Annotated in this window: 17 protein-coding genes and 1 other annotated feature; of the genes, 1 reads left to right on the top strand and 16 read right to left on the bottom strand. The window is 54.2% G+C overall.

Annotated features, from left to right (window positions below):
• Positions 1-80 precede the first annotated feature (80 nt).
• The 9 genes from NST44_RS12920 to NST44_RS12880 all read right to left on the bottom strand — a co-directional run bounded on the left by NST44_RS12920 (position 81) and on the right by NST44_RS12880 (position 10,686).
• The gene (locus NST44_RS12920) at positions 81-1,289 is read right to left on the bottom strand and encodes an IS4 family transposase (protein ID WP_213617303.1); all 1,209 of its coding nucleotides are present in this window, start codon (positions 1,287-1,289) and stop codon (positions 81-83) included.
• A 597-nt stretch (positions 1,290-1,886) separates the two neighbouring features.
• A complete protein-coding gene (locus tag NST44_RS12915) occupies positions 1,887-3,158 on the bottom strand; it encodes a Gfo/Idh/MocA family protein (protein ID WP_007127541.1) in 1,272 nt (423 codons plus the stop codon).
• A 55-nt stretch (positions 3,159-3,213) separates the two neighbouring features.
• Entirely contained in the window at positions 3,214-4,836 is a 1,623-nt protein-coding gene (locus NST44_RS12910; RefSeq protein ID WP_007127540.1) for an extracellular solute-binding protein, read from the bottom strand.
• A 50-nt stretch (positions 4,837-4,886) separates the two neighbouring features.
• Positions 4,887-5,771, bottom strand: a complete 885-nt coding sequence (locus NST44_RS12905) for a carbohydrate ABC transporter permease (RefSeq protein ID WP_007127539.1) — start codon at positions 5,769-5,771, stop codon at positions 4,887-4,889.
• Positions 5,772-5,790: 19 nt separating this feature from the next.
• Positions 5,791-6,750, bottom strand: coding sequence for an ABC transporter permease (locus NST44_RS12900; protein ID WP_007127538.1), 960 nt, complete (start codon positions 6,748-6,750; stop codon positions 5,791-5,793).
• A gap of 707 nt (positions 6,751-7,457) precedes the next feature.
• Positions 7,458-8,495: a LacI family DNA-binding transcriptional regulator gene (locus NST44_RS12895; RefSeq protein WP_007127537.1), complete on the bottom strand. Its 1,038-nt coding sequence runs from the start codon at positions 8,493-8,495 to the stop codon at positions 7,458-7,460.
• 152 nt (positions 8,496-8,647) lie between these two features.
• Positions 8,648-9,835, bottom strand: a complete 1,188-nt coding sequence (locus NST44_RS12890; protein WP_007127536.1) for an MFS transporter — start codon at positions 9,833-9,835, stop codon at positions 8,648-8,650.
• A 139-nt stretch (positions 9,836-9,974) separates the two neighbouring features.
• The gene (locus NST44_RS12885; RefSeq protein WP_007127535.1) at positions 9,975-10,277 is read right to left on the bottom strand and encodes an ArsR/SmtB family transcription factor; all 303 of its coding nucleotides are present in this window, start codon (positions 10,275-10,277) and stop codon (positions 9,975-9,977) included.
• A gap of 55 nt (positions 10,278-10,332) precedes the next feature.
• Positions 10,333-10,686 (bottom strand): hypothetical protein, encoded by a 354-nt coding sequence (locus tag NST44_RS12880; protein WP_050953981.1) that lies wholly within the window; start codon positions 10,684-10,686, stop codon positions 10,333-10,335.
• Positions 10,687-10,707: 21 nt separating this feature from the next.
• On the opposite strand from NST44_RS12880, the gene NST44_RS12875 reads away from it, so the two are divergent.
• Positions 10,708-11,334 carry an SDR family NAD(P)-dependent oxidoreductase gene (locus NST44_RS12875; RefSeq protein ID WP_050953980.1) on the top strand — a complete coding sequence of 209 codons (627 nt, stop codon included), beginning with the start codon at positions 10,708-10,710 and terminating at the stop codon, positions 11,332-11,334.
• A gap of 64 nt (positions 11,335-11,398) precedes the next feature.
• Here NST44_RS12875 and NST44_RS12870 read toward each other — a convergent pair whose 3' ends face one another.
• The 7 genes from NST44_RS12870 to NST44_RS12840 all read right to left on the bottom strand — a co-directional run bounded on the left by NST44_RS12870 (position 11,399) and on the right by NST44_RS12840 (position 24,666).
• Positions 11,399-12,562 carry an MFS transporter gene (locus tag NST44_RS12870; protein WP_007127533.1) on the bottom strand — a complete coding sequence of 388 codons (1,164 nt, stop codon included), beginning with the start codon at positions 12,560-12,562 and terminating at the stop codon, positions 11,399-11,401.
• Between the two features lie 568 nt (positions 12,563-13,130).
• Entirely contained in the window at positions 13,131-14,672 is a 1,542-nt protein-coding gene (locus NST44_RS12865) for a 2-isopropylmalate synthase (RefSeq protein ID WP_213613529.1), read from the bottom strand.
• Between the two features lie 98 nt (positions 14,673-14,770).
• Positions 14,771-15,002 (bottom strand) — a binding site (T-box leader).
• Between the two features lie 71 nt (positions 15,003-15,073).
• Positions 15,074-16,162, bottom strand: coding sequence for a bifunctional 3-deoxy-7-phosphoheptulonate synthase/chorismate mutase (locus NST44_RS12860; protein ID WP_007127531.1), 1,089 nt, complete (start codon positions 16,160-16,162; stop codon positions 15,074-15,076).
• 453 nt (positions 16,163-16,615) lie between these two features.
• Positions 16,616-17,842, bottom strand: a complete 1,227-nt coding sequence (locus tag NST44_RS12855; protein ID WP_210095003.1) for a Gfo/Idh/MocA family protein — start codon at positions 17,840-17,842, stop codon at positions 16,616-16,618.
• A gap of 45 nt (positions 17,843-17,887) precedes the next feature.
• A complete protein-coding gene (locus tag NST44_RS12850) occupies positions 17,888-21,856 on the bottom strand; it encodes a discoidin domain-containing protein (protein ID WP_213613531.1) in 3,969 nt (1,322 codons plus the stop codon).
• A 34-nt stretch (positions 21,857-21,890) separates the two neighbouring features.
• Positions 21,891-23,549 carry a DUF4091 domain-containing protein gene (locus tag NST44_RS12845; RefSeq protein ID WP_007127528.1) on the bottom strand — a complete coding sequence of 553 codons (1,659 nt, stop codon included), beginning with the start codon at positions 23,547-23,549 and terminating at the stop codon, positions 21,891-21,893.
• Positions 23,530-24,666: a glycoside hydrolase family 88 protein gene (locus NST44_RS12840; protein WP_007127527.1), complete on the bottom strand. Its 1,137-nt coding sequence runs from the start codon at positions 24,664-24,666 to the stop codon at positions 23,530-23,532. Before NST44_RS12840 ends, NST44_RS12845 begins: the two co-directional genes overlap by 20 nt.
• Positions 24,667-24,678 lie beyond the last annotated feature (12 nt).

Here is a 24,678-nt window from a genome sequence, read left to right as displayed (position 1 = left end):
ATTACACCAAAAGATCCAACACTTTCTTAAATGTAGCTACGTTTTCCTATAAAATGTATTTTGTGCAAGATTTTTGTTTCCTAAGTCACTTTGCTTGTTTTAAAAATGCCAATGCTCGTTCGTAATTCAGGTACCTTCCTTGGTGCACCGCGTGGCTTTCCAGAAGTTGTTCGCGTAGGTGCTCGAAACAGAGCATTCAAGAACTGGGACCACGGATGATACATGTGAATTCGAAACAATTCAAGGACACGCCAAACGCTTTTCTTGGTTTCTAGACGTAGCTGCATATACTGTGCCAGCACGTAAGCGATCAGCGCAAGGTAAATCTGGTTCCATATCGCTTGCGGCTTATAGCTGTGCAGTTTTTTTAGGCGCAGATGCTGCTTTATCCATTTAAAGAAAAGTTCAATAAGCCATCGGCATTTGTAGATATGAGCTACTTCTTCGGCCGTTATGTCCTGTCGAGAGGTAAGTAGGCGATAAAAGCGCCCCTGCTCATCATAAAACTCTACGAGCCGGACTCGTTCCTTCATCTTGCGCCAACCGCTACCTACGTTCACAAGAGCATCTCGTGTGATCGGACTTCCTGGAGGGATTTCTCGTTCCTCCACAACATGGATTGAGGTGCGATCTCTCATTCGCATGACAAATTGAATGCCGCGCTCCATCCAGTTATCCATGTTTTTGTAGCTATCATAACCACGGTCCATGACATAAGTTGCCGCCTGCTCGGTGACCAGTTCGACCGCCCCGGCTCGGTCGCCTACGTTTAAAGTCGATGGGATGACAGCGTCCGGATATACCACTTCGGGTGAAGCGGCTACGAGCCGCACATGCAGCTTTACCCCGCTGGAGGTATGCGAAACTCTGGCCCAATCCCCAAGTACCAAGGGGAGTGTGATTTTCGACGAATCAATGAGTGCCAGAGGTCCAATGGTTGAAGAAATGCCCTGCTGGTGAGCCGTCAGCTTCTGGACACGGGCAACGCTATGGAGAAAAAGCATGTGCAAGATTTCCGTCGGGATTTCGCTGAGTTTCCGTGACAATTGGGCTGCGCTGATGCTGGGCAGATCGAGGATGGACCGAATGTCAGAATGTGCATAAATTTGTTCTTCCATCTCGATATAGCTTTGCCAATGGTTGAGCTGAGCCAGAATGAAAATGAGAATGCTTTTGTTGATGGTGAGCTTCTTGGCGTAGCGATCGGCATGAAGGAGTCGATCGTGTACATCCAAAGGCAGTAAAGAAAGCAGTTGACGAACGACAGTGTTTTGGGTTACGTTATCCATGGTTTGGACTCCTTTTTAGAGGTCGTGGACAACGTGCTACGTCTTCTAAATTAGGAGCCTTTTTTTGTTTTGTCCATGAAAAAGATACAGGTAGTTACAGAAATAGTAACTTCAGCAAAAGTTGTGATAGGTTTTATGCAACGCTCATGCCTTTTCGGGACTTGTTGCTCGCTTGGGCTTGGGCGCCTCTTCGGGCCTCACAAGTCCCTTTTCGGAACTTGCTGCTGGCTTGGGCGCCACTTCAGGGCGCGAAGTCCTTCTTGTTGCTTGCCCTCAGCAGCACCACCTTGGGTGCTGCGCTCCATCTACCTTATTTCGATTTTTTCATATAATGAGATATTGAAAATAAACAAACTAGTCTCCCCATCTAACCATTCCTTCCACTAACCTACTAATCCAACTAATCCATCTACTCAATCAAGTATCTATGAATCCACCTGTCGTTTCAATCATTTTCTATCCCACTCATTTGATTCCACTCGCATTACTTCAATTACTGTTATCCCCTACGATTGACGTTTGCCTCCATACGTTTGCTTCCACCCATATTTTACTTTACCGTTACTACTCCACCCGCTTATTGTCGCAATCGCAGCTTTACTTCGACGCAGACTCCTGCGCCATCAGCTCCCGCGCATATTCGTTCAGGTTGATGGACTTTCCGTGGTTCAGGCGGGATTCCTCCGCCGCAAAGGCAATGAGATGACTCCGGACGGAGGCGCTGGCCGATGTCAGGCTCTCCTGGCCGCTATAGCCTCTTACCTCTTGCAGGAAACTCGCCACGATCCCGCTGTCGCCGCCGCCGTGGCCGCTTGCCTGGGAAGGGATGGAGATTTCCGTCTTCTGTCCGGTCAAAAAGTCGTACACCGTGATGGTTCCTTCCTCGCCGCGAAGCTCCCCGCGCGTCCCCATGATCTGGATTCGGCGTTCCTGCTCGTAGGTGAACCCGCACATGCTGAACATGGCGGTGGCCCCGCCCTCAAACTCCATATTGACGACCTGGTGATCGACCACATTATTGTCGCTCCGGTAGACACAGCGTCCGTAGTCGGTATCGCGAAGGCCTTGAATGATATTCGCCTTGGTCAGCTCATGCGTAAAATGCCCTGCCCATCCCTTGTACTGATCACTCAAATAGAACCGGGGGGCCGAGTAAGGACATGTGGATTCTACCTTGCAGTCCAGACAGCGGTCAGCCGATCCTTCCGGCGCCTGATCCTCGCGAAAATGCATCAGGGAGCCGAAGGACGTAACCTGCGTGCAGGGCCGGTCCATCAGCCAAGACAGCACATCCATATCATGACAGGATTTGGCCAAAATCATCGGGCTCGCCTTGTCAGAGTTATTCCAGTTTCCGCGCACAAAGCTGTGAGCGATATGCCAATACCCCACGTTCTCGTTCAGCTGGATCGAAGCGATCTCCCCGATCGTCCCCTGCTGAATCACGCGCTTGATCGTGCTCCAAAACGGGGTATACCGAAGAACGTGGCAAATGGTCAGCAGCCGGTCGTTCTCCCTTGCCGCCTGCTCCATCTCCAGACACTCCTTCGGATCCGGAGACATCGGCTTCTCCAGCAGCACATGATACTTCTGCTTCAGCGCCTGCATCGTCGGTCCGTAATGCATCCGGTCCTGCGTGCAGATAACCGCGATATCGGCAAGCCGGGGTTCCGCCAGCAGCGGCTCCCAGGATTCATAGCATCGTTCCGGCGGGATACCGTGATTCTCGGCGAACCGGAGTCTGCGCACAGGATCCGCCTCGGCCACGGCGACGAAGGTCAGCTCATGCGGGTAATCCAGCGCATACGGGGCATAGCCCCCGGCGCCGCGGGCGCCTGCTCCGATCAGGATTGCTTTTAGTTGTGTCATGTCAAGTCGCTCCTTTGCATTCACACACGCATTCACAGTTGTATGAACATCTTGTTTATTGGTTGTAGCGTTCCGCCGCCGACTCGTAAATGGCGAGATAGCGGTCGAGTCCCATTTTCTGCAGATTGGCGACATATTGGTCCCAATTGTCAAAGGACTCGTTGCCTGAAATGAATTTATCCCTCATTTCATCCACGTAGGTGGTAATGTCCGTCTGAATGCCGGTAAGCTCGGACTGCTCATCGGCCGTAAAGTTGAACGGCGGCCATATTTTGTCCTGCGGGATAACGTGAGGCTCGGCTTTTTTCGCATTTTCCACGGAGGTCGGAAGCCCTTCCGCCCCTTTAAAATACTTCTGCGTCACGAAGCCTGGATAGTAGCCGCCCGGCCAGATCAAATATTGTCCGACCGCCTGGTCCAGATTCAGCCCGTCCGGGTTGTTCTTGATTTCGTCGACGTAATCCACGTTACCGTCCGCATCTTCCTTATACGTCTCGTCTTTCCACCCCATAAAGAACAGCCTGATGCCTTCATCGCTGTAGAAGTAATCCATCCAGCGGATCATGGCTTCCGGATGTTTCGCTTTATCCGTGAGGACGAACATGCCGATATTGCCGAGCGGGGATCCGGTTGCGGTGTACATCTGATCTCCATGCGGTCCCTTCAGCACCGGCAGGCCCACATAACCTTCCTGGTTATAGATGGCGACCGGGTCCACATTATCCACGACGCCAAGCAGGCCTTCCACGCCCTTCGCATCCACCTCGGTGCTCTTTACGGACATGATGTCCTGCTCCAGCAGGCCGTCCTTGTACAGCTTGTTTACGTACTGCAGGAGCTCTTTATACCGCGGATCGGTCGGAATGAACCGGACCTTTCCGGATTCAGGATCCGAGTCGACGTATATATTCGACGTTCCGTGATTGTTGAGACCGAACGAACCGCGCAAATAATTCACGATGCCCGCCGCTCCGACGCCGCCCCAGGCGATTTCGTCCTTCTGGCCGTTTCCGTTCGGATCGTTCTCTTTAAACGCCTTCAGCATATTGTAAAAATCATCGAGCGTTTGCGGCTCGGATAATCCCAGCTTGGTCAGCCATTCCGACTTCACCCACGGCGTGCCGTACAGCACGGATTTGAATTCCGGATCATACAGCGTCGGCAGGCCGTAAATATTGCCGTCCGGCATCGTAATCCCTTTCTCGATGATCGGATACTTCTCCATGAGGGCCTTAAAGTTCGGCGCGTACTGATCGATAAGATCATTCAGCGGTATAAACGCCCCCTGCTTGCCGTATTTCAGCAGGTCTGCCCGCGGGAACGCCGAAGCGTAGAACATTTCCGGATAATCGCCGCCGGCGAGGAGCAGATTCCGTTTTTCCGCCAAATTGTCTTTATGCACCGTGTCCCACTGGACCTTGATGTTGGTCGTTTTTTCGTACTCCTTCCAAAGCTTGATATTGTTCCAATCCGCGTTGGCAAAGAACTTTCCGGCAAAGCCGGTCACCGTAATCGGCTCGTTCACGATCGGAAACCCCGTCTGATTCAAATTGGCTGCCGTTTCGCCAGGCGTTTCCCCTTCCTTCGACCCTCCCGGATTGTTCGGGCCGCAGCCGGCCGCCAGCGATACCGACAATACGCAGGTCAGCAGAAGACCTCCCCATTTCTTCAGCTTCATCCTTCATCCTCCCTTTTTCTCATCATCCATTCATTTATCCATGCAAGGAATTATCCTTTGATGGCTCCGATCATGACGCCTTTCACGAAGTACCGCTGCAGAAACGGGTAGAGCGCGAGCACCGGTAAATTCGCGACAACGAGAACCGCATATTTGATGCCTTCCACTTCCCGTTGCTGCTTGATTGCCGACTCGGTCGACATCTTCACCATGTCATTCGTTTGACCTTGAATGAGAATTTCGCGCAGGATGAGCTGCAGCGGAAATTTCTCCTTATCCGATAAGTACAAGAGTGCGTTGAAGAACGCATTCCAGTGTCCGACCGCATAGAACAAAATGGTTACGGCAATGATCGGCATCGACAGCGGCAGGATGATCCGGGTCAAAATTTTGATATTCGAGCAGCCGTCGATGGTCGCCGCCTCCTGCAGCTCGTTCGGAATGGACTGCTGGAAGAAGGTTCGCATAATGATGATGTTCCAGATGGATACGGCGTTCGGTATGATCATGACCCAAAGTGAATTCAGCATGCCCAGGTTCTTGATGAGCAGATAGGTCGGGATCAGCCCGCCGCTGAAAAACATCGTGAAAACGAGCAGTGCCATGATCGCATTGCGCCCGACAAAGTCCTTCCGCGACAGCGGATAAGCCGCAAGAATCGTCATTGTCAGGTTGATGAGCGTCCCGAGCGAAGTGTAGATCAGCGTGTTGGTAAAGCCGCTGATGATATCCTGATTTTGAAATATTTTGACATAGGAGTTCAGATTGAAGCCTTTTGGCCACAGCAGCATTTCGCCCCGAAGAACCGTCTGCGGATCGCTGAAGGATGCGCTTAGCACGAACAGCAGCGGGTACAGGACAATGAGCGTGACGAGGATCAGGATCGTGTAATTAATGATGTTGAAGATGCGGTCTCCCCTGGATTCGATTTGCATGATACTAAAGCGCCCTCCCCTACCAAAGACTTGTTTCGCTCACGCGTCTGGAGATAAAGTTCACGACAACCAACAGGACGAAGTTGATGACGGAATTAAACAATCCGACGGCGGCCGAGAAGCTGTATTCGGCATTCTGGATCCCCATCCGGTACACGTAGGTGGCAATAATGTCGGAGCTCTCCATGTTCAAATTGTTCTGCATCAGCAGCACCTTCTCAAAGCCGATGCTCATGATGCTTCCGATGTTCAATATCAGCAAAATGATGATCGTCGGCATGATGCCGGGAATGTTAATATGCCAGATCCGCTGGAGCCGTGTAGCCCCGTCCACCCTCGCGGCTTCATGCAGCTGGTTGTCGATGCCGGCGAGCGCAGCCAAATAAATAATGGAGCTCCATCCCATGGTCTGCCAAACATCGGACAGCACGTACAGCGTTTTGAACCAGCCCGGCTCAGTCATGAAATTAATCGCCTTGCCGCCGAACATCTCAATAAAATGATTGAGGATGCCGTAGCGCGGCGACAGGAAAATCATCATCATCCCGACGACCACGACGATCGACAGGAAATGCGGTGCGTAGGTTATCGTCTGTACGAATCGCTTGAATTTCTCGGCACGTACCTCATTCATGAGCAGCGCCAGAATGATCGGCACCGGGAATCCGACGGCCAGGCTGTACAGCCCGATTCCGAGCGTATTCTTCATCAGGCGCCAGAAATAATAGCCGTTGAAAAACCGTTCGAAATGGTCGAGTCCGACCCAGGGGCTGCCCCAAATCCCTTGGGTTGCAATAAAATCCTTAAATGCAATCTGGATTCCGTACATCGGCACATACTGGAACAGGATGTAGTAGGCAATGACCGGAGAGATCAGGACGTACAGCTGCCAATTACGCCAGATCCGGTTCCACTTATAGCGGCTGCGTTTCGTTTCAGTTGCCGCGATGGCTGGAGACTGCAGCGACGTGTTGGCCAATTTAGCATCACCTCATTGAGAAATAGTAGGGGGACGAAAAATCGGTGTAGACTGCCCCGAAATGACAGCGCTTGCAATTTTGTGATTAAAAAAATGAAGGTTTCCCCCTTCCTGCATACGATAAAGCTTTTTCGAAAATGAGATCCACCATCTTCCCCCTTTTGGTTTGTTCGTTGTGCCACATTGGCAACCATGAAGCTATCTATGCATTAAACCCATGTGACATGGGGTTTAATCCTTTTTGGATATAGACTCAAATTAAAAGATATCATTTGGATGATAATTTGGACCTCTTTAAGCAGGCAGTTTCTAGAATAATGGGGTTAGACGAGATATTTAGGGACGGTGACTCGTATATATAAAAGCTTGTTATACAAGCAAAATAAACGAAGACAAGACAAAATGAGTTCTATAGAGGAAGGTGCTGGGTAAATCCAAAACATGATCAAAAATATCCAAAAACCTTTGATTTTTTTCCCATGATAATATAGCCGCATCGTAATTGTCAAACATTTTTTTGGATTAATTTTGGTGTTATTCCTGGAATTTTGGCGCAAAAAACATCACAAATACAGCTGAAAAACAATACAAAAGCAGAAAAAAACACTACAAAAACAGCGCAAAAACAGCCGCAAGCTTTGCAAGCTTGCGGCTGCTATTTTTACGCCTATTTCCTACTCGTGATCGAATTGCACACGGCCAAACTATTATATCCGATCCAATCTGGAGGACTCCCGAATGATCAAAGAGCAGGGCAGCAAAATTTTGGTAGCCGCCTTGAAATGTCCGTCCAAGTAATCGACGATGGATTTCGCGGCGACTCTGCCGATTTCATGCTTCGGCACCGAAACGGACGTGAGCGGCGGGGTCGTATACTGCGCTACATCGATATTGTCCATGCCGACAATCGCAATATCGCCCGGGATGGTGCCGCCGTTCTCGATCACCGCCCGCATGGCCGGAATCGCCAGCATGTCGCTTGCGCAAAATACCGCCGTCGGCCATTCCGCCTTCGGCAGCTTGCCCAGCAAATCGTTCATATGGCTAAAGCTTCGATCCACGTTCCAGCCCGTGTTCATGATCCAGTCCTTCCGCAGCTCCAGATTCGCTTCAAGGATCGCGAATTTGTAGCCGACATACCGCTCCTCGCTCTCCATTTGATTGGAATAGGCAGGTCCCCCGATAAAAGCGATCCGCTTGTGCCCTTGATCAATCAAGTGGCGCACCGCGGATCTGGCGGACAGCACCCGGTCACAATCCACCACCGGGACGGTCAAGCTTTCATCGTTTAAGCTTACCCCCATAATCGCGACGCCTTCCTGCTGGATGAGCTCAAACAATTCCTGGTCATACCAGCTGATCGCAACCAAGCCCTGGGCCCCGGTCTCCTTCAGCATCAGCCGCAGCCGTTCTGCATCGCTAACCTCCTCGCAGGTGCGAACGATGGCCGGAGGCTGTCCGAGCTCCTCCATTTTTTCATGGAAGCCTGCAAGAACCTTCGAGAAATAAGGATGGTCATCCATCAGAAGCTGAGGAACGATACAGACGATTCGCTTGATCTCCGTTCCATTATCACGTGCTGTCTGCATCGGTTCCTGAAGCTTATACCCCAGCTCAAGCGCCGCCTCCCTGATTCTCTGCTTGGTGTCTTCGCTGACCGGACGGCTTGTATCGTTGCTGATTGCCCGCGAGACCGTGGATATGGATACCCCGACCCGCTCGGCAATGTCTTTTAGTCTAGCCAAACGTATTTCCTCCTCCGCAAAGTTGGAGCCAAATTCTCGCTTTCTATTGATCCTATCATACCTTGGACCCATTTAGAGCGTCAAATCGCGCCGAAGAGGAGGATGTATACCACGAAACCGCAGCAGACGGAATCGGCGAATAAGCCTTAGGATCAGGAAGATACGACCGTCCGTCCGGCCTCCTTCTCCTGCTTCCCGATACGGAACAGCACCAGTGCCAGCCCCACAGCAATCGCAACACCCGCTGCCCCAAGCCATGTGATTGATGATAGAGATATGCTATTAACGGCAATACCGCCGAGTCCGGCCCCCGCAGCCATGGACAGCTGCATCACCGACTGGTTCAGTCCCAGCATGACTCCGGATGATTCCGGCTCCAGCTGGACCAGGTTGAATTGTTGTGTCGGACCGGACGACCAGGCGGACAAAGACCATAGGATCAGCATGGCGAACACTGGAAAAGCTGCAGCGGATGCATTCGTGAACGATAGCAGGGCTAACGCAAAAATGTGGATGATCATCCCGAAGGTAAGGGTCAAGGATACACCCCACCGGTCGGTGCTGTATCCGCCGAATTTCGACCCGACCAGGCTCGCAATGCCGAAAGCGAACAGCGCTGCGCTGATCCATTGTTCGCCCAAGCCGCTGACGCTTAGAAGATAAGGGGAAAGATACGTATAAGCTACGGAATATCCCCCAAGCCAGAAGAAGGTTATTCCCAAACCGAGCGCCACTTTCGGCTTTCGAAGCAGTGCAAATTGCTGAAGCAGCGGAACCGGAGCATCGCCTTGAATTTTCGGAATCGCTTTATATAAGACAACCATCGCTACGATACCCAGAACGGCAATCAGGCCGAACACCGACTTCCAGCCGAAAGCGGCGGCTGTCACGCGCCCGAGCGGGACACCGATAATGAGCGAAGCGGTAAAGCCCATGACAACCGTGGCAATGGAGCTTGCCTGCTTGCCCTGCGGTGCGATGCGGGCGGCGATGCCGAGCGCGGTGACGACCACCATCCCTGCCCCCATCGCCATAATGATGCGGGCAATGACAAAGGGAACATAGCCGGGAAGCGCGAACGACAATAGATTCGCAACAACAAACAGTCCGAGCGAATAAACCAGCAGCCGCTGGCGTTCCAGCTTCGCGGTCAGCGCCATCAACACCGGGGTCAGAACGGCGTACACCAGCGAGAAAATCGTAATCAGCTGGCCCGCGGCCGTAATGGTGATGCCGAGGGAATCCGCGATTTTGTCCAAGATCCCCGAGATGATGTATTCCGATGTCCCTACTAAAAAACTCACGATAGCCAGCAAGTATATTTTCCAAGCATTCTTCATAATTCCACTCCTTATATATTTAAATATCGCAAAATATCGATATATGAAACCAATAAATATACATATCGTAATATGTAGATATGTAGTGCGGAACAAGACTGAATATTCCTTGGCCAAGGAAGCATTCAGTTCTTGTAGGTTATATTTCCTGCTTCAAATATTCGCCGATTTGACGGATGACTTCCTCATCACGCTTGTAATACGTAAATTTGCCGATCCGCTCGGTCTTGATCAGTCCGGCCCGCTGCAAAATGGACAGATATTGCGAAGCTGTCGATTGCGTCATATTCAATTTCTCGGTCACCTGGCTCACGCATACCCCGATTTCCCTCATATCAATCCCTTCATGGGGCGTAAAATGCTGCTCAGGCTCCTTAAGCCACCGCAAAATATCAAGCCGCGATTCATTGGACAGTGCTTTGAAGATTTCGATTGGTTTCATACGAATCATTATATCGTGAATTATCGATATGTCAACGGTCGTTTCCGGTCGGACATTACGTGATCATCTTCAGAATGTTCACGATCTCCTGTTCCGTTCTCGAATCCTGCACGGAATCAACATGATCCGGCTGGAACAACTGGTATTTTTTCAACTGGTAAAAGTCCATCAACGCCTGCTTTAAGGTCATGTCGTAATGAATCGAGAACAGCGGGTCCATGATCCGCCGAAGCACGGCATCATCTTGAACCATAAACAATGCGGCATTCAAACGGTTGAAGACGCCTTGCTCCATCCCTGCCTCGAAAAAAGTCTCCAAGTTTCGATATCGGATCTGCTGTGCTGCAATCAGACGGTCAAACAGCGTCGGGTAGGAATCTCTCAGATCTTCCAGGAAGAGATCCGACACATAAACGACGCACCGCAGCGATTGCTCGTATATTTTCTGAAAGCGTTCGGCAAAATCGATGTCCTGCTGAATAATGCAGGTTACGCGGCGATAGGCGCATTCGAAGCCGCGACGGAAGCCCAAATCAAGCGGCAATTCGATGTCAACGTACTTGGGGTCCTTCGCACGACGCAAGCACTTCTTCCCCATTTCAGGCAAAGCGACGGCGGTACGGTCATCAATGTATCCTCCGTTGGCGGAAGAGTGGCTTTTCCGCTGCTGTCGCTGTATCATGCGAGCAAATGGGCCATCGAAGGCTTTTCGGAATCCCTTTTTTACGAGATGGCTGCTCATCAAATCAAGGTGAAGCTCGTAGAACCCGGCAACGTGGCCACGGATTTTACCGGACGCTCCCTCGATCTGTTGACCGATACGTCGCTCGATGCTTACGCCTCGTATACGGAAACGGTTCTGCAAAAACAGATGAACAGCTTTGACGTTCATGCTTCCGAACCGAAGCTCATAGCGGAAACGATCTTCGAAGCGGCAACCGATCCGTCCGATCGCTTCCGTTATTTGGTTGGGGCTGATGCCCATTACCTGATGGATCTGCGAAGCAAAACATCGGATGAGGAGTTTATGGCAGGCATAACGAAGCAGTTCAGCTGAAGATCAGCAAAGATGCAAGCCGCCCTACAGCCTTATTTTCCAGGCTGGGGGCGGCTTATCCAGATTAATGGCTGGATGTCACCCGCTTTGCTCGGCCTTCTCCACGTACAGCCGGCAGCAGGGACAACAGGCCCAGAACGGCTAGCAAGGCGCCGACCCAAAGCGGTGAAGCCAGGCCCAGTCCAGCATCAATCGTCAGCCCGCCTAAAGAAGACCCTACCATGACCCCCAAGCTGATCACCGAGCTGTGAATCGTCGTAACAATGGATCCCGTATCGGCTACGCGCGTTACCCGGGTAGCCATCGCAGGGTTCATCGGCACGCCAACCAGACCGACGATCACAACGGAGATCACAGCGATCGCGGGGCTGTGAACGAACAGGCCGAACATCACGAGCGCAGCGGTCAGTGCGGTCAAGCCAATCGTCAGAATCGGCATCATGTAATGATCCGCCAGCCTGCCGGTAACGATGTTGCCGATGACCGTCGCGATGCCGTAAACGCCGAGCAGCATGGGTACGGTCTCAGCACCGAAGCCTGACAGATCGGTGAGTATCGGGGAAAAATAGCTGAACGCGGCGAAGGTCCCCCCGATGATCAGCATGCTGGTGGAATATGCCGCCCACAGCCTAGGATTCTTAAGCGCGCCGATCTCCTCCCGAAAGCTGATCTTCTCGGACTTCGGCATGGACGGGATCGTGAACAGGCCGATAAGTCCCGATATGAGCAATAGAATCACAACCGCCCAGAAGCTCGCTCGCCAGCCAAATTGCTGTTCGATCCAGATTGCAAGCGGCAGGCCGATGGCGGTAGCCACCATCAATCCGCCTAGAACGATCGAGGCTGCACGTCCTCTGGCACTCGGGCCCACCAGGCTGAAGCAGATCGTCAGCGATATGCCGAAGGCCGCGGCGGAGGATAGGCCGGTCATGATCCGGGCCGCCATCATCACCTCGTAGCTTGGAGCCATAGCGCCAAGCACCTGACCGGCCAAGAAGATGGCGGAGACGATCATGAACGATTGCTTTCGCGGCACTTTCAGCAGGACAGCGGTCAGCAGCGGCCCTCCCACGATCATCCCCGCGGCATATGCAGTGATCAAGTACCCGATCGCTGCCACCGATACTTGGAATTCCGCAGACAGTGCAGGCATGATCCCCGCGACCATAAACTCGGAGGTCGTCATGGAGAAAATCATAAGACCCATAATATAAATGGATAACGGCATACAAAATCCACTCCTTCACAAATATTTTTGTAGTGATTGGTACAAAAATTGGTCGGTCATCGTCTATGCCGCACCAGGCTCTTATTAGCGGACATGGGCCCACTCGGGCTTTCACTCGGAACTGTACCGGGATTACCTTCTTCACCAGACTTTATAGGGCCTCACCGAACCATTCACCGAACCTCTTAGCGGGCTGACACCGGACCGTCAAACGTTTTCTGGGAGCTGCTTTTTAGCAGTCTCAACTTTTTTACTACACAGTACAAAATTGAAGTAATTAAACGACTTTATCGCCGCCCGCCCTGTCTAAACGAAGCCTGCAATGGCTGCAGGACGATGCTGCCCGGCCTCAACGTCCGGAAAATACGCTATGCTGTTCTCACTGTAAACGGCTCCTTTCCTAAGTTTCCAGCTCATTATATATATTTTGTAACGATCGGTCAATAAGCTTCGCCAGCCTATTCCCCGACTTGAGCAAAGGTCCATTCTCACGTAACAACCCAAACGCGAAAACCCCCGCCTCACTTTCCGTAAGACGGGGTTTCCTGCGCTTCCGCTCCTTGCTTGCCTACGCCTGCACTTCTTGCGCAGCGTCCAACAGCACGGCGTTGATTCCGTTCAGGAATGCGAGCGCGCTGGCCTTGATGATATCCGTGTCCATCGCGCGGCCGGAATAGCTCTTCCCTTGGTACTCGATTCGGATGTTAACCCGGCCGATGGCCTCTTTGCCGCGGGAAAGGCTGTTGATTTTGTAATCCTTCAGCTCAACGTCCAGGCCAACGATCGTCTTGATGGCGCCGTACAGCGCATCGATCGGGCCGTCTCCCACCGTGCTGTCCTGCACGGTCTCCCCGCCTTTCTTCAGCTTGACGGTAGCCGTAGGGTGCAGGGCATTCGTGACGACCTGGAAGGAATCCAGCTCATACAGATGGCTGCCGGCGTCTTCGTAAGTCCGGTGATGCGTAACCAGGTAAAAGACGTCATGGTCGTACACTTCCTTCTTCGCGTCGGCCAACTGAAGAAATTTCGCGAACAGCGCCTCGAATTCCTCGCCCTCGCCTGCGTCAAAGCCCAGCTTCTCGACCGCGTTTCGGAAGGCGTGTCTTCCCGAACGGGCCGTCAGAATCAGCTCCATGCTGTCGGCGCCAACCTCCTCCGGCGACATGATCTCATACACCTGCTTATCCTTCAGCAATCCGTCCTGATGGATGCCGGAGGAGTGGGCAAAGGCGTTCTCGCCCGTAATGGCCTTGTTCACCTGCACATCCAGCCCCGTCAAATACGTCAGCAGGCGGGAGGTCTTGATCAGCTCCTTCGTCCGGATGTTCGTGCTCGCGTTGAAATAATTCTCCCGCACCTTCAATCCCATCACCACTTCCTCCAGCGATGTATTGCCGGCGCGCTCTCCCAATCCGTTGATGGTGCACTCCACCTTCTCGGCGCCGTTCTTCACGGCTGCTAGCGTATTGGCCGTAGCGAGTCCCAGGTCATTATGACAATGAACGCTTAGAATGACTTGATCGTTCAGGTTTTTGAGCCGCTCGTTGATTTTGCGAATCAGCTCGCCGAACTCTTCCGGCACGGCATAACCGACCGTATCGGGGATGTTAATCATCGTTGCCCCCGCTTTGACGACCGCTTCGATCGTTGTCCACAGGTATTCGAAGTCGGACCTGGAAGCGTCCTCTGTGGAATATTGCACCTGCGGCAGCAGCGTTTTCGCATATTTCACCGCATCGACGCCCATTTGCAGCACCGCATCCTTGGAGCGGTTGAATTTCTTCTCGACATGGATATTCGAGGTTCCGAGCACGATATGAATCAGCGGGTTTTGCGCCAGCTTGATGCTTTCGTACACCGCGTCGATGTCGCTCTTCACGGCCCGCGCCAGCGCGGTAATCGAGACGCTGTCACCTACGGTTCGTGCAATTTCCCGGACGGACTCGAAATCCCCGGCCGACGAAGCAGGAAAGCCCGCTTCAATGATGTCCACGTTCAGCCGTTTCAGCTGCTGGGCAAATTCAATCTTCTGGTGCACGTTCATTTTCGCGCCCGGTACCTGTTCTCCGTCGCGCAAGGTTGTGTCAAGGACGATAATGCTTCGTGTCATTTCTGATTCCTCCCCGGAAAGTTATCGTTGATCTATATCTATTTCAAGCGGGGTTGGTTAAACCCGGAATTTAACCAACAAAAAAACCCCGTCTCTGCTATAGAGACGAGGTTGAACCCGCGGTACCACTCTAATTCATTTTACAAGTAAAATGATCTTCTTCGATGGCCATCACCATCTATCCCTGTAACGGTGGAACTCCGGCTTACCCTACATTGTCAGGCAGCTGTTCATAGACGAGTTCAAAGGGAACGACATTACCGTTTCGCACCTGCCAACGGCTCTCTGAAAAGTCATTTCGCTTCTACTATTTCTAATCGAAACATTTGGATTATGCGATTGAATTGATAACTATGTTAGGGAATGAACAGCGATTTGTCAACCCTTTATTTCCCAATTGGTTATACCAATGAGTGCGCCGGCAGCAAGCCGGATTTTCTCACATTGTCCAGGAAGTCCTGGAACTCCGGAATATTCAGCTGCTGAGCCGCGTCGGACAGAGCGGTCGCCGGATCGGGATGAACCTCCACCATGACGCCGTCCGCGCCGGCAGCGAGGGCCGCTCTTGCACATGGAGCCAAAATATCCTTGCGTCCCGTAGAATGCGTAACGTCCACGAGCACTGGAAGGTGGGTTTCCTGCTTCAGGATCGGCACCGCCGAGATGTCCAGCGTATTTCTTGTAGCCTTCTCATAGGTCCGGATTCCGCGCTCGATCAGCATGACCTGCGTATTGCCGCGGGATACGATGTATTCGGCGGCATGCACGAATTCATCGATCGTAGCCGCAAGCCCGCGCTTCAGCAGAACCGGGGTCTTGACGTCGCCCGCTGCTTTGAGCAGCTCGAAATTTTGCATATTCCGGGCGCCGATCTGAATGACATCGATATAGTCGCAGGCAAGCTCGATATGAGCTGGATCCACGATTTCGCTGATCGTTTTCAATCCGAATTCGGAAGCCACTTCCTTCAGAATTTTGAGCCCCTCAACGCCCAGGCCTTGGAAATCATACGGCGATGTTCTCGGCTTGAACGCCCCGCCGCGCATCACGGTGATGCCCGCTTCTTTCAGGGCCTTTGCGACCTGGCGAACCTGTTCGTAGCTCTCAACCGAGCATGGTCCAGCAATCATAACCGGCGTTCCGCCGCCAATGACCGTATCCCCAAGCTGGATCAAGGTGTCCTCCTTCTTCTTCTTGCGGCTGACGAGCAGATGCTTCTTATGGTCGACCTGCTGCAGCTTCAGCGATGCCTGGAAGATCTGCTTGAACAGATGCCGCACCGTTTCGTTATCGAACGGGCCGTGGTTGTGCTCGACCAGGGCATCCAGCATTTTTTTCTCGCGTACCGGGTCGAAATTCGGCACTCCCTGCTTCTGCTTCTCCTGCCCGATCTCCTGGGCTAGGCGCGCCCGCTCCGACAGCAGCTCCAGCAGCTGCAAATTGACGGAATCCAGCTCTGATCGCAATTGCTCCAAACGTCCTTGACTCATATCGAATCTCTCCCTTATGTGTATGATCTGATATAAATAAAAAAGACCCCCCGCCGCAAGGGACGAGGAGTCGTGGTACCACCCTTATTAGATATGCAAAAAAACAGTTCCTTCTTCGCTTATCTCACTTGAACCTCTTAACGCGAGGGCCTCGGGTAAACCTACCGCTTCCCATTCTTTGGAATGCGAGCTATCGGAATACCGGCTCCGGAATGAACTTCGGCGGAGAATCTTCACCCGGGCGCTCTCAGTCGGTGGCAGCCCTTTCCTGTCAGGAAGCTTCTGTCGCTTACTCTTTCCATCATTGCTTGTTGCAGCATGTCTTGTTATGAATTTATAAAGCATTGTATTACACACGGCAAAGGAATTGCAAGAGTTTATTTTAAAGCTTAGGTGCTTTGGTGTGGTGAATCGCCAAATACAAGGGCAACGGACTCGAGGCCAGGCTTTGTATTAAAAAGAAATGCCGGCGGGTTCCGCCGCTTCCCTGTTCATCCATTTCCCGTTGGTGAAATCCGGGATCGCAACGGCGGCGCTTCCAGTCTCGATCGATTGTTCGGACAGGGCGGTCACCGCCATCCAGGACGCCATATCATAGACGTCGATCGGCATCTCCCTTTCCTGAAGAACACTCTCGACAAATGCGCGGAGGCACAGATAGTCCATCCCGCCATGGCCGCCCCGCACGCCGTCTTGCATGTATTCGGTCCACAGCGGATGCTCGTATTCCTGAAGGTAATGCTCAAAGGGTTCCCACTCATGGAGCGGACTTCGTCCTTCCAGGTGAATGACGCCTCCGTCCTCCATCCAGATGCCCCGGGTTCCCTGAACGCGCCCGCCGCGGGAATATGGACGGGGCAGCGACGTATCGTGGGTCAGCAGAATGGTCTCCCCGTTCGCACATTGAATCATGGTTGTTACGACATCGCCAAGGGCCATCTCCGTCCGTGCCACGGGATGGTCTTCGCCCAAATGCCGGCGGGCCCAATCCCTTACGCCGCGCGATTTGGTCGCCATGGAGGACAGCTTGGTCATCCGGTTTCCGCGATTGATATTCAGCAATTTGGCGGCAGGACCCAGACCATGCGTCGGGTACACGTCGCCGTTGCGGCGCAAGTAATTGTGGATGCGATAGTGGCGGTTCTCTATTCCTTTGGCAACCTCATCCCGTAGATCATGCCCGTATGCCCCTTGGCAGTGGATCAGCTCGCCGAACACTCCCTGACGGACCATATGCAGCAGCGCCATTTCCTCCCGGCCGTAACAGCAGTTTTCCAACAGCATGCAAGGCGTGCCGGTCGCTTCATACGTGCGCACGAGCTGCCAGCATTCCTCCAAAGAAGCGGCTCCCCCCACTTCCGACGCCACGGGCTTGCCGACCTGCATGGCCGCTATGGCAATCTCGCTGTGGCTGGTCCAGGATGAGGCGATAATAACCGCCTCAACATCCTCGCGACCGATGACCTCGCGATAATCCGAGCAGCTGGCTGGGGCAGGTCTGCCCATATCGGTTACCACTCTCGCGGCCTCTTCAAGCCGATCCTCGTAAAGATCGGATATGGCCGCAATTTCCACGTCCGGCATTTCTACAAGCAGCTCGAGCAGACTTTTGCCGCGCTTGCCCAGACCGATGAAGCCGAGCCGCAGCGTTTGTCCTCTCCCGCCGATCATCCTGTTCATATTTCGACTACGCTCCTTTTCGATTGGCAGGCTATAGATGCTTCCTTAACCTGCATCACGTAAAATGCTGTTTTCCGCGTTTCCCCTCATCGGCTTAAATATGCCGACCTCCGCGTAATTATTCCATTGATTCGAGGTATTGCCCGAACCGTTAATCCGGATATACCTCGCGGTGACTTCCGGAAAAAGGAACACCTCCGGTTCGGCCGTCAATCCCGAGCTGACCCCCTCTGCATACACCTGCTCCCAATGAACACCGTCCACTGAAACATCGATGGTGAAATAGGACTTTCTCGTATTTCCGCTGAAAAACGCGATCGATACCGCTCCAACCTGCTTGGCCTCGCCGAGGTCATACTGAATCCACTGCGGTCCCTCCGAGGTCCAGCGGGTAATCATGTCTCCGTCCATCGTTTTATCGGGCGTATGGCCTTGGTTCGCCTGAGGGACTGCGCTGGCCGTGACCTCCCGGACCGGCAGACGGAAGCCCGGAGGGGGATCGCCGATCAAAGGTCCGACCGTAAAGGCAATCGTATATCGGTTGCTCACTTCCGGCCTCGACGGATCGGTCACGTCAATATAGGTTTTTCCCGGAATACTTTCAGCCGTCTGGACCGAAACCTCATGACCGGACACCGCCTCGACCTTCGGCACCTTCGACCGCTCCCCGTACGGCACTGTCCATTCGTAATACGTGCGCTGCGGGTCAAATCCGGCGAGAGGGGTCCCGTCCACGAGGATGGATTCGGCTTCAGGCAGCGGAACCTTCTCAGGCAGCGGACCATCCGGGATCGTCCAATCATCGAGGCTGCGGACGTCCGGAGACACTTCCGGCAGCGGTGCCGAGGCTGTCAGCGGAACCATCCACAGGGACAGACGTCCTCCGGTCACGCCCTCCATATGGACGGCCAGCTTCCGAATGCCGTGATTGACGGTTTGCCCCGAAGGATTCGGCGTCCCTTCCAGCGGCTCAGCCTTCATCGCGCTAAACGCCGCTCCCTCCGGAGCGTCCAGCATCCGCACGTACAATTTCTTATCGTTCTGCGTCAACACGGCCTCTTGTCCGCTGCCGAGCACGTCGATCTCGGCTTCCGTGTGCATGAACCAATACAGCTCGGACGGCGACTTGAGTTCGAACTCGTCTTGAACAATCAATTGCTCGCGATCGCCGGTCAGCATCAATCCCCGCTTGTAGGACCATGCATCCTTCGGATACCGCTCGGTCAGGTCGATCACGCCAAATGCGCCGCGAGGCTTGGATTCGCTCCGGACAAGCGGTGCCTTGGCGCCGTAATCCTGCATAAACACAGGGTTTTCTTGCGGATTGATGACCATGACGTTCTGCCCCTGCGCGCCTTTGCGGTAATAAGTCCAGCGTTGACCGCCGGCATAATCCCAGAAGCCGGGGAGACTGTAATTCTCCATCCCCAAATCGGTTGCCCAGCGTTCTCCCAGCGCATCAAATACAAAGGTGCCGGCGTCCATATCGATATGGCTGAGCAGCGTATCGTTAAACCCCTTTATCGAGGCATACGCATCGTTCAGATTTGACCAGCCGCTGCGCATGGATATCGATTCGATTCCGGTAAATACCCGGTCGAGCGCTGCCGGCTGCTCGTCAAACATGCCCGGGCGGTAGAACAGCAGATAGTACGGGGAAAAAGCCCCTTCCCGCCGGGTCAGCTCCCCCGCATACCAGGCGTAATGCGGCTGATCGTAGAAATCGGCCATCCAGAGCGTTTGGGGATGCACGTTCGGCGTTGCCGAATCGTAAAAGTTAAAAAATCCTCCCGGCCCCCATAAATGCAGCGGATATTCCCCCGATGCCTTCACGCCCTTCAGCTCCGCCAAGCCATAGTCGGTTCCGAGCGTATTATGCATTGCAGCAATCTTATAAAAAAGGAACTCGGTCCCGTACTGCCAATAATGCGGCCCTTCAGGCCATGAGCCGTCCTCCGCGAAGAATCGAAGCGTATGCTGCAGCTTGCCGTAGGACCCCCGGAGAATTTCCAGTCCGGCTTGAGTCGCTTTCTCGTCATCGCCGAGCATGGCGAGCGCCGCAACGGCAAAGCTGCCGTTATCCACGAAATTGATGTTGTTGAACTCCCCATTATGGGTGAATTCCCCACGGTACCAAGCGAGTGCATGACTGAACGCATGCTTCATGACCGCCTCCCGGACCATGCTCCGCTCTTGTTCCGTCATGGCGTCGTACAGCCAGTCGTAAGCGAGCGTAAATCCAAGCGTCATATACGTTAAGGAGAGCATATTGTTATAGCGGCCTCCCCAATCCGGGAACGACGCGGCGGATTCAAGTTCCTGCACGGCCCGCTGTGCGTAAGCCTCATCCCCGGTTAGCCGGTACATCATCGCCGTACGGATCAGCAAATCCCGCACATTGCTGTTGCTCCCCCCGTTCGGAAGATAACCGTACGGCTCCGCATCCAGCAGCCGATCCGTTTCCCGCTTCAGCTGCTCAAACCAAGCCGTGACGTATTCATCCTTGCCGATCAGGCTGCGGGTTAGGGCAAAATCCTCCGCATTCGCCAGAACGCGCGGATGGACGCCTTCGTTGCCGCTGGATGCAAGCTTCCCCATCAAGTCTGTCTCATCCGGTATAACAAAAATATAGGCCTTGCCCGTAGCCGATTTCCCCGACGCCGTCGTTGCCGTCACTTCAAATGAATCGTAGCCGACATCATTCGAGGCAGGCGTATAAGTAAACGAACCGTCCGAAGCTAGAGACATTTCGCCGCGCGGAGCGCCGGTCAGCGTCCACTCCACAGCCTCCTCCGAGAGAAGACGGCCTATCCGCCCTTCTAATGGCGTGTTCTTCCCGGTGGAGTACCACAGGAGGTCAAGCACGGGCGGCCCGTCCTTCGGCAGCACCTCGATCATGGCCGCCGCGGCGGCGGGCCCTCCCTCCTTGCCGATGGCCACAAACAGGAAGGAATCCGGGCCGGCGTAATCCCGGTTCGGGTAATAGCGGAACGAACCGTCGGAAGAGACGCTTACCGTGCCGTGGCGGGGCGCCGCCGCCAGCTCAAAGGAAACGGAGCCGCCGGAGGTACCGGAGCTGTCCGCAGCGGTCAGCTGCCCGTCCAAAACGCCGTTTTCATTCACGGTGCCCGCATAGGGCTCGGCAGTCAACCCGGGTGGAGTGTCCACCGTGACCACGGCCTGCCTCGTTACGCCCGACGAATGGGAGGCGGCGGAAATGACCGAATAACCCGCATGATGCGCCGCGACCTCTCCCGTCTGGTACACCGACGCCGTGACCGTGTTGGAGGAGCTCCACTCCAGGAAGGTATCGGACGCATTCTCCGGTGCAAAGGATGCCTGAATGCGTCCGGCTTCGCCCGTTCTCAAGCTGATGATCTGCGGATCGAGCGTAAATTCCTCAAGCGGGACATATTCCCGAAGGGAAAGCTGGTCGAACCATACCGTGCCCGCCGATTTTTCCAGAAACGCCTCCACCTTTCCCTGCGGGCTGGCATCCATATCGGAAGCGACATGGATGACATGGCTGAAGCGGGTCCAATCCCGGGTTCCCTTCTGCCCTTGGACCGCATAGCTGATGCTGCTCGAGCCGTTCCGCTTGTACTGAAAGCGTACCACGACCTGATCCGTCACCTGCTCGAGCTTATACATGCCGGTGAGCAAGTAGCTCTTGCCGGCTTCAATCCCTGCCGCAGGCAGCGTAATCGCTCCCCGGTCGGTGCCGGAAGCGGTGCCGGAAATGGAAACCGAGCGGCTCCCGCTATAATACACGTCCTGATCCACCGCGAACACCGGGTTTCCGGCCGCCCTCCATTCGCTGACATGCTCCGGCGCGACCTGGTCCAGCCAGGTGGACTTGGCCGTTACGGCTTCAAAATCCGAATTCATTAGCAAATTGCCGGCCGGTGCCGCCCCTTGAGCCGAAACAGGCCTTCCCGCCGCAGGAAACACCCCCGCCGTAAGCGCGATGACCAGAACCATGGACAGCCAGCGCTTGAAGTTGAAGCTCATCATCCATTCCTCCCTCTCACAAGGATTTACTTCGGGTTTATCGTTCCATCATACTTGCTCTGATTTGCTCGTTAACGGCGTTTCGCAAATCCAGCAGCCATCCAGCATCCCGCGGGTAGCGCTCAAAGGACAGCGGCGCTTCGAGCGACACCTCAATCATGTTAAGAACTTCGTCCCTCCCGATGGTTTGCTCCAGCAGCTCAAGCGCCCTGAGATCCTGCAGCGCTTCGCGGAATACCTTCATCCGTAAGGAGCATACGGGACCGTCCTCGCCCGGATATACCAGAAAGGCATCGCCGGATGGATAGCCGATATCCGCATCGGTGGTCAGATAGGGGTTCACCGGCCGCTTAGAGTATTGGGAGTTCCAGAAATTGAAGCCCCAATGGAGGAAGCCCTTAATCCGGTACTTATACAGCTGCAGCCCGAGGATGCGGTTCCGCTCGGACGGAAAGGAGAAGAAGCGGTTTGCCACCTGTTTATATTGGCTGCAGCAATAATAGGTCCACAGGGGGGCAACTCCGGATTCGAGAAACGGCTGAAGCTTGTCCGTCGCCGGAATCGGATTCGGAACCAGCCCCTCCTTATAAAACGCATAATCGGACAGTGCGTCGATCCGGGGATAATCTCCCACCGCTACATCCACGATTTCCGCCGCTTTCCGGTAAGTCTCCAGATGCTCCAAATGGGGCTCGTCCGATACATGGAAGAATATCCTGTCCTCAATGCCAAGCCCTCGGATCAGCTGTACAAGCTCCTTTAGAAACCGGGCTAGGAATTCCCGATACTCCGCCCCGAGCGCATCCGTGTCCCAACCGAAGAGGCGCCTCGTCTCCCCGTCCTCCCGGACCATAATCTTCGGCGCATGAGCTGCTCCCCACTGGGTAAACAAATGCGAAAATTCGAAATATTCGATGCCAAGCCGCTGCCCCATCTTGATCCAGCGCTCCAGCTTATCGAAGCCGAAAGCATATCCGTCACCGGACTTCTCCACATCCACAAGCTGGACCGTCAGCCGCTCTCCTCCTACGGCGGTATCCAGCGGCGGCGTGAACAGCGGAGTAAGCAGCATATTGATGCCATGCTCCGCCGCAGTCTCGACGTACCGCTCAATCAAGCGCCAATGCTCCTCCGAAAACACCTCCACCCCGTAAAATTGTGCCAGACCGTCACAGTGGAACCATTCCGTCCGGATCAGCCGCTGCTTCGGCAGGGAAGCCGGGATCACATCCACTTCAAACCGTTCCCCGCCAAGCTCTTCCCCATGCTGGGAATAAAAGACGACCTCGATCGCATGAATGCCGGGTTCGGCCCGCTCCGTCACCTGAACCTCCAACCATACGGACCGCCACTGATTTCCCGGGGAATGAACCCTATTCTCCGGATCCAGCGGGTACAACGGATCGGGGTAGAGCCCCGGCGTCGACCGCAGGATATGCCCGTCATGGTCCGGATAAATCGGAAATTCGGACGGAACCAGCCCGACCGCATACACCGATACGGATAACCCTTCGGGGGCCTTTGCCTCGACACGCACATCCCTCAGCCTTTCCCCTGTGCGGTAGGCGGTTTGAAAGGACACGATTTCCCGCCGCAAGGCGCTTGTCCGTCGACATGGCGGATCATTCAATTCCGAATCCGTAAACACTTTCGACAACGAACTCAGCGCCCGGGTCTCAAACGCGCTGTCGTTCATACCAGTACCCCGCTTTCCCGTTGATGCTGCGCATCAGCGCTTCCACATAAAAATAATCGCCCCAAATCATATAATCATCAGGACCTCTCCCGCCCCGCACATGGTACGATCCGTGCTTCAACAGCCCTTCCGCACCGTCGTCGTCCAGGGTCGCACAGCGTTCGACCAGCGCTTTCAGCAGACGATCGGCCGCGGAGCCGAGCTCAGCCCTGATCGGATCGTCTTCTTCCAGCAGCGAGCGGATTTCCAGCATGCCGCAGACGGCAATGGCTGATGCCGAGCTGTCACGGGGCGTATCTTCCGCAATCTCCGCGTCAAAATCCCAATATGGAATTCCATCTGACGGAAGGCGTCCGATAAAATACCGGGCGGCTCTTATCGCGGTCTCCAGGTATTCTCGATTTTGCGTATAGCGATAGGATAACGCGAACCCGTACACGGCCCACGCCTGTCCCCTGGACCAGGTGGATCCGTCATGATACCCCTGATGCGTTCCGCCTCCGATCGGAATCCCGCTCTCCTCCCGGAAATAAAACGTATGATATGACGAATCGTCGCCCCGCATTAAATAACGGCGGCTTTTGTCCGCCTGGTGCTCCGCGGCCTCACGGTACCGCATGTCGCCAGTCTGTTCGAACGCCCAGTACAGCAGCGGCAGATTCATCATGCAGTCGATGATGATTCGACCGCCGTTCTGCGGGTCGCCTTTCGGTCCCCATGCCTGCAGGTAACGCCCTTCGGGACGCCAGCGAAGCATCAAATGCTCCGCCGCCTCCAGCGCAAGCGTTCTGGCAGCCTCGTCCCGGTCGATGATCCATGCCGCCACGGCGGAGGGCTGATACAAAAAACCGATGTCATGATGATCCAGGTTGCGCCGGGTCACATGCAGCCGTTCCCGAAAGCTCTCCACCTGCATAAGCGCTGATTCCCTGAACTCCTCTTTCCCGGTATATTCGTAGCAGAGCCAGGTCATCCCGGTATAAAATCCCTCGATCCAATCCCGGTTCTCCCCCCATTCATACCTCTTCTCCGAGGTAATGTGGGGGAACAAGCCGGGGGCACGACGAAGGTTGCCAAGCGTCTTCTTCCATGCGTCCTCCATAGCCTGCTCCCACATGCCGTTTCCCCT

This window comes from Paenibacillus sp. FSL W8-0919 (genome assembly GCF_038003785.1).
Taxonomy (GTDB): domain Bacteria; phylum Bacillota; class Bacilli; order Paenibacillales; family Paenibacillaceae; genus Paenibacillus_AQ; species Paenibacillus_AQ lactis.
This window is presented reverse-complemented; position numbering and strand designations above follow the sequence as displayed.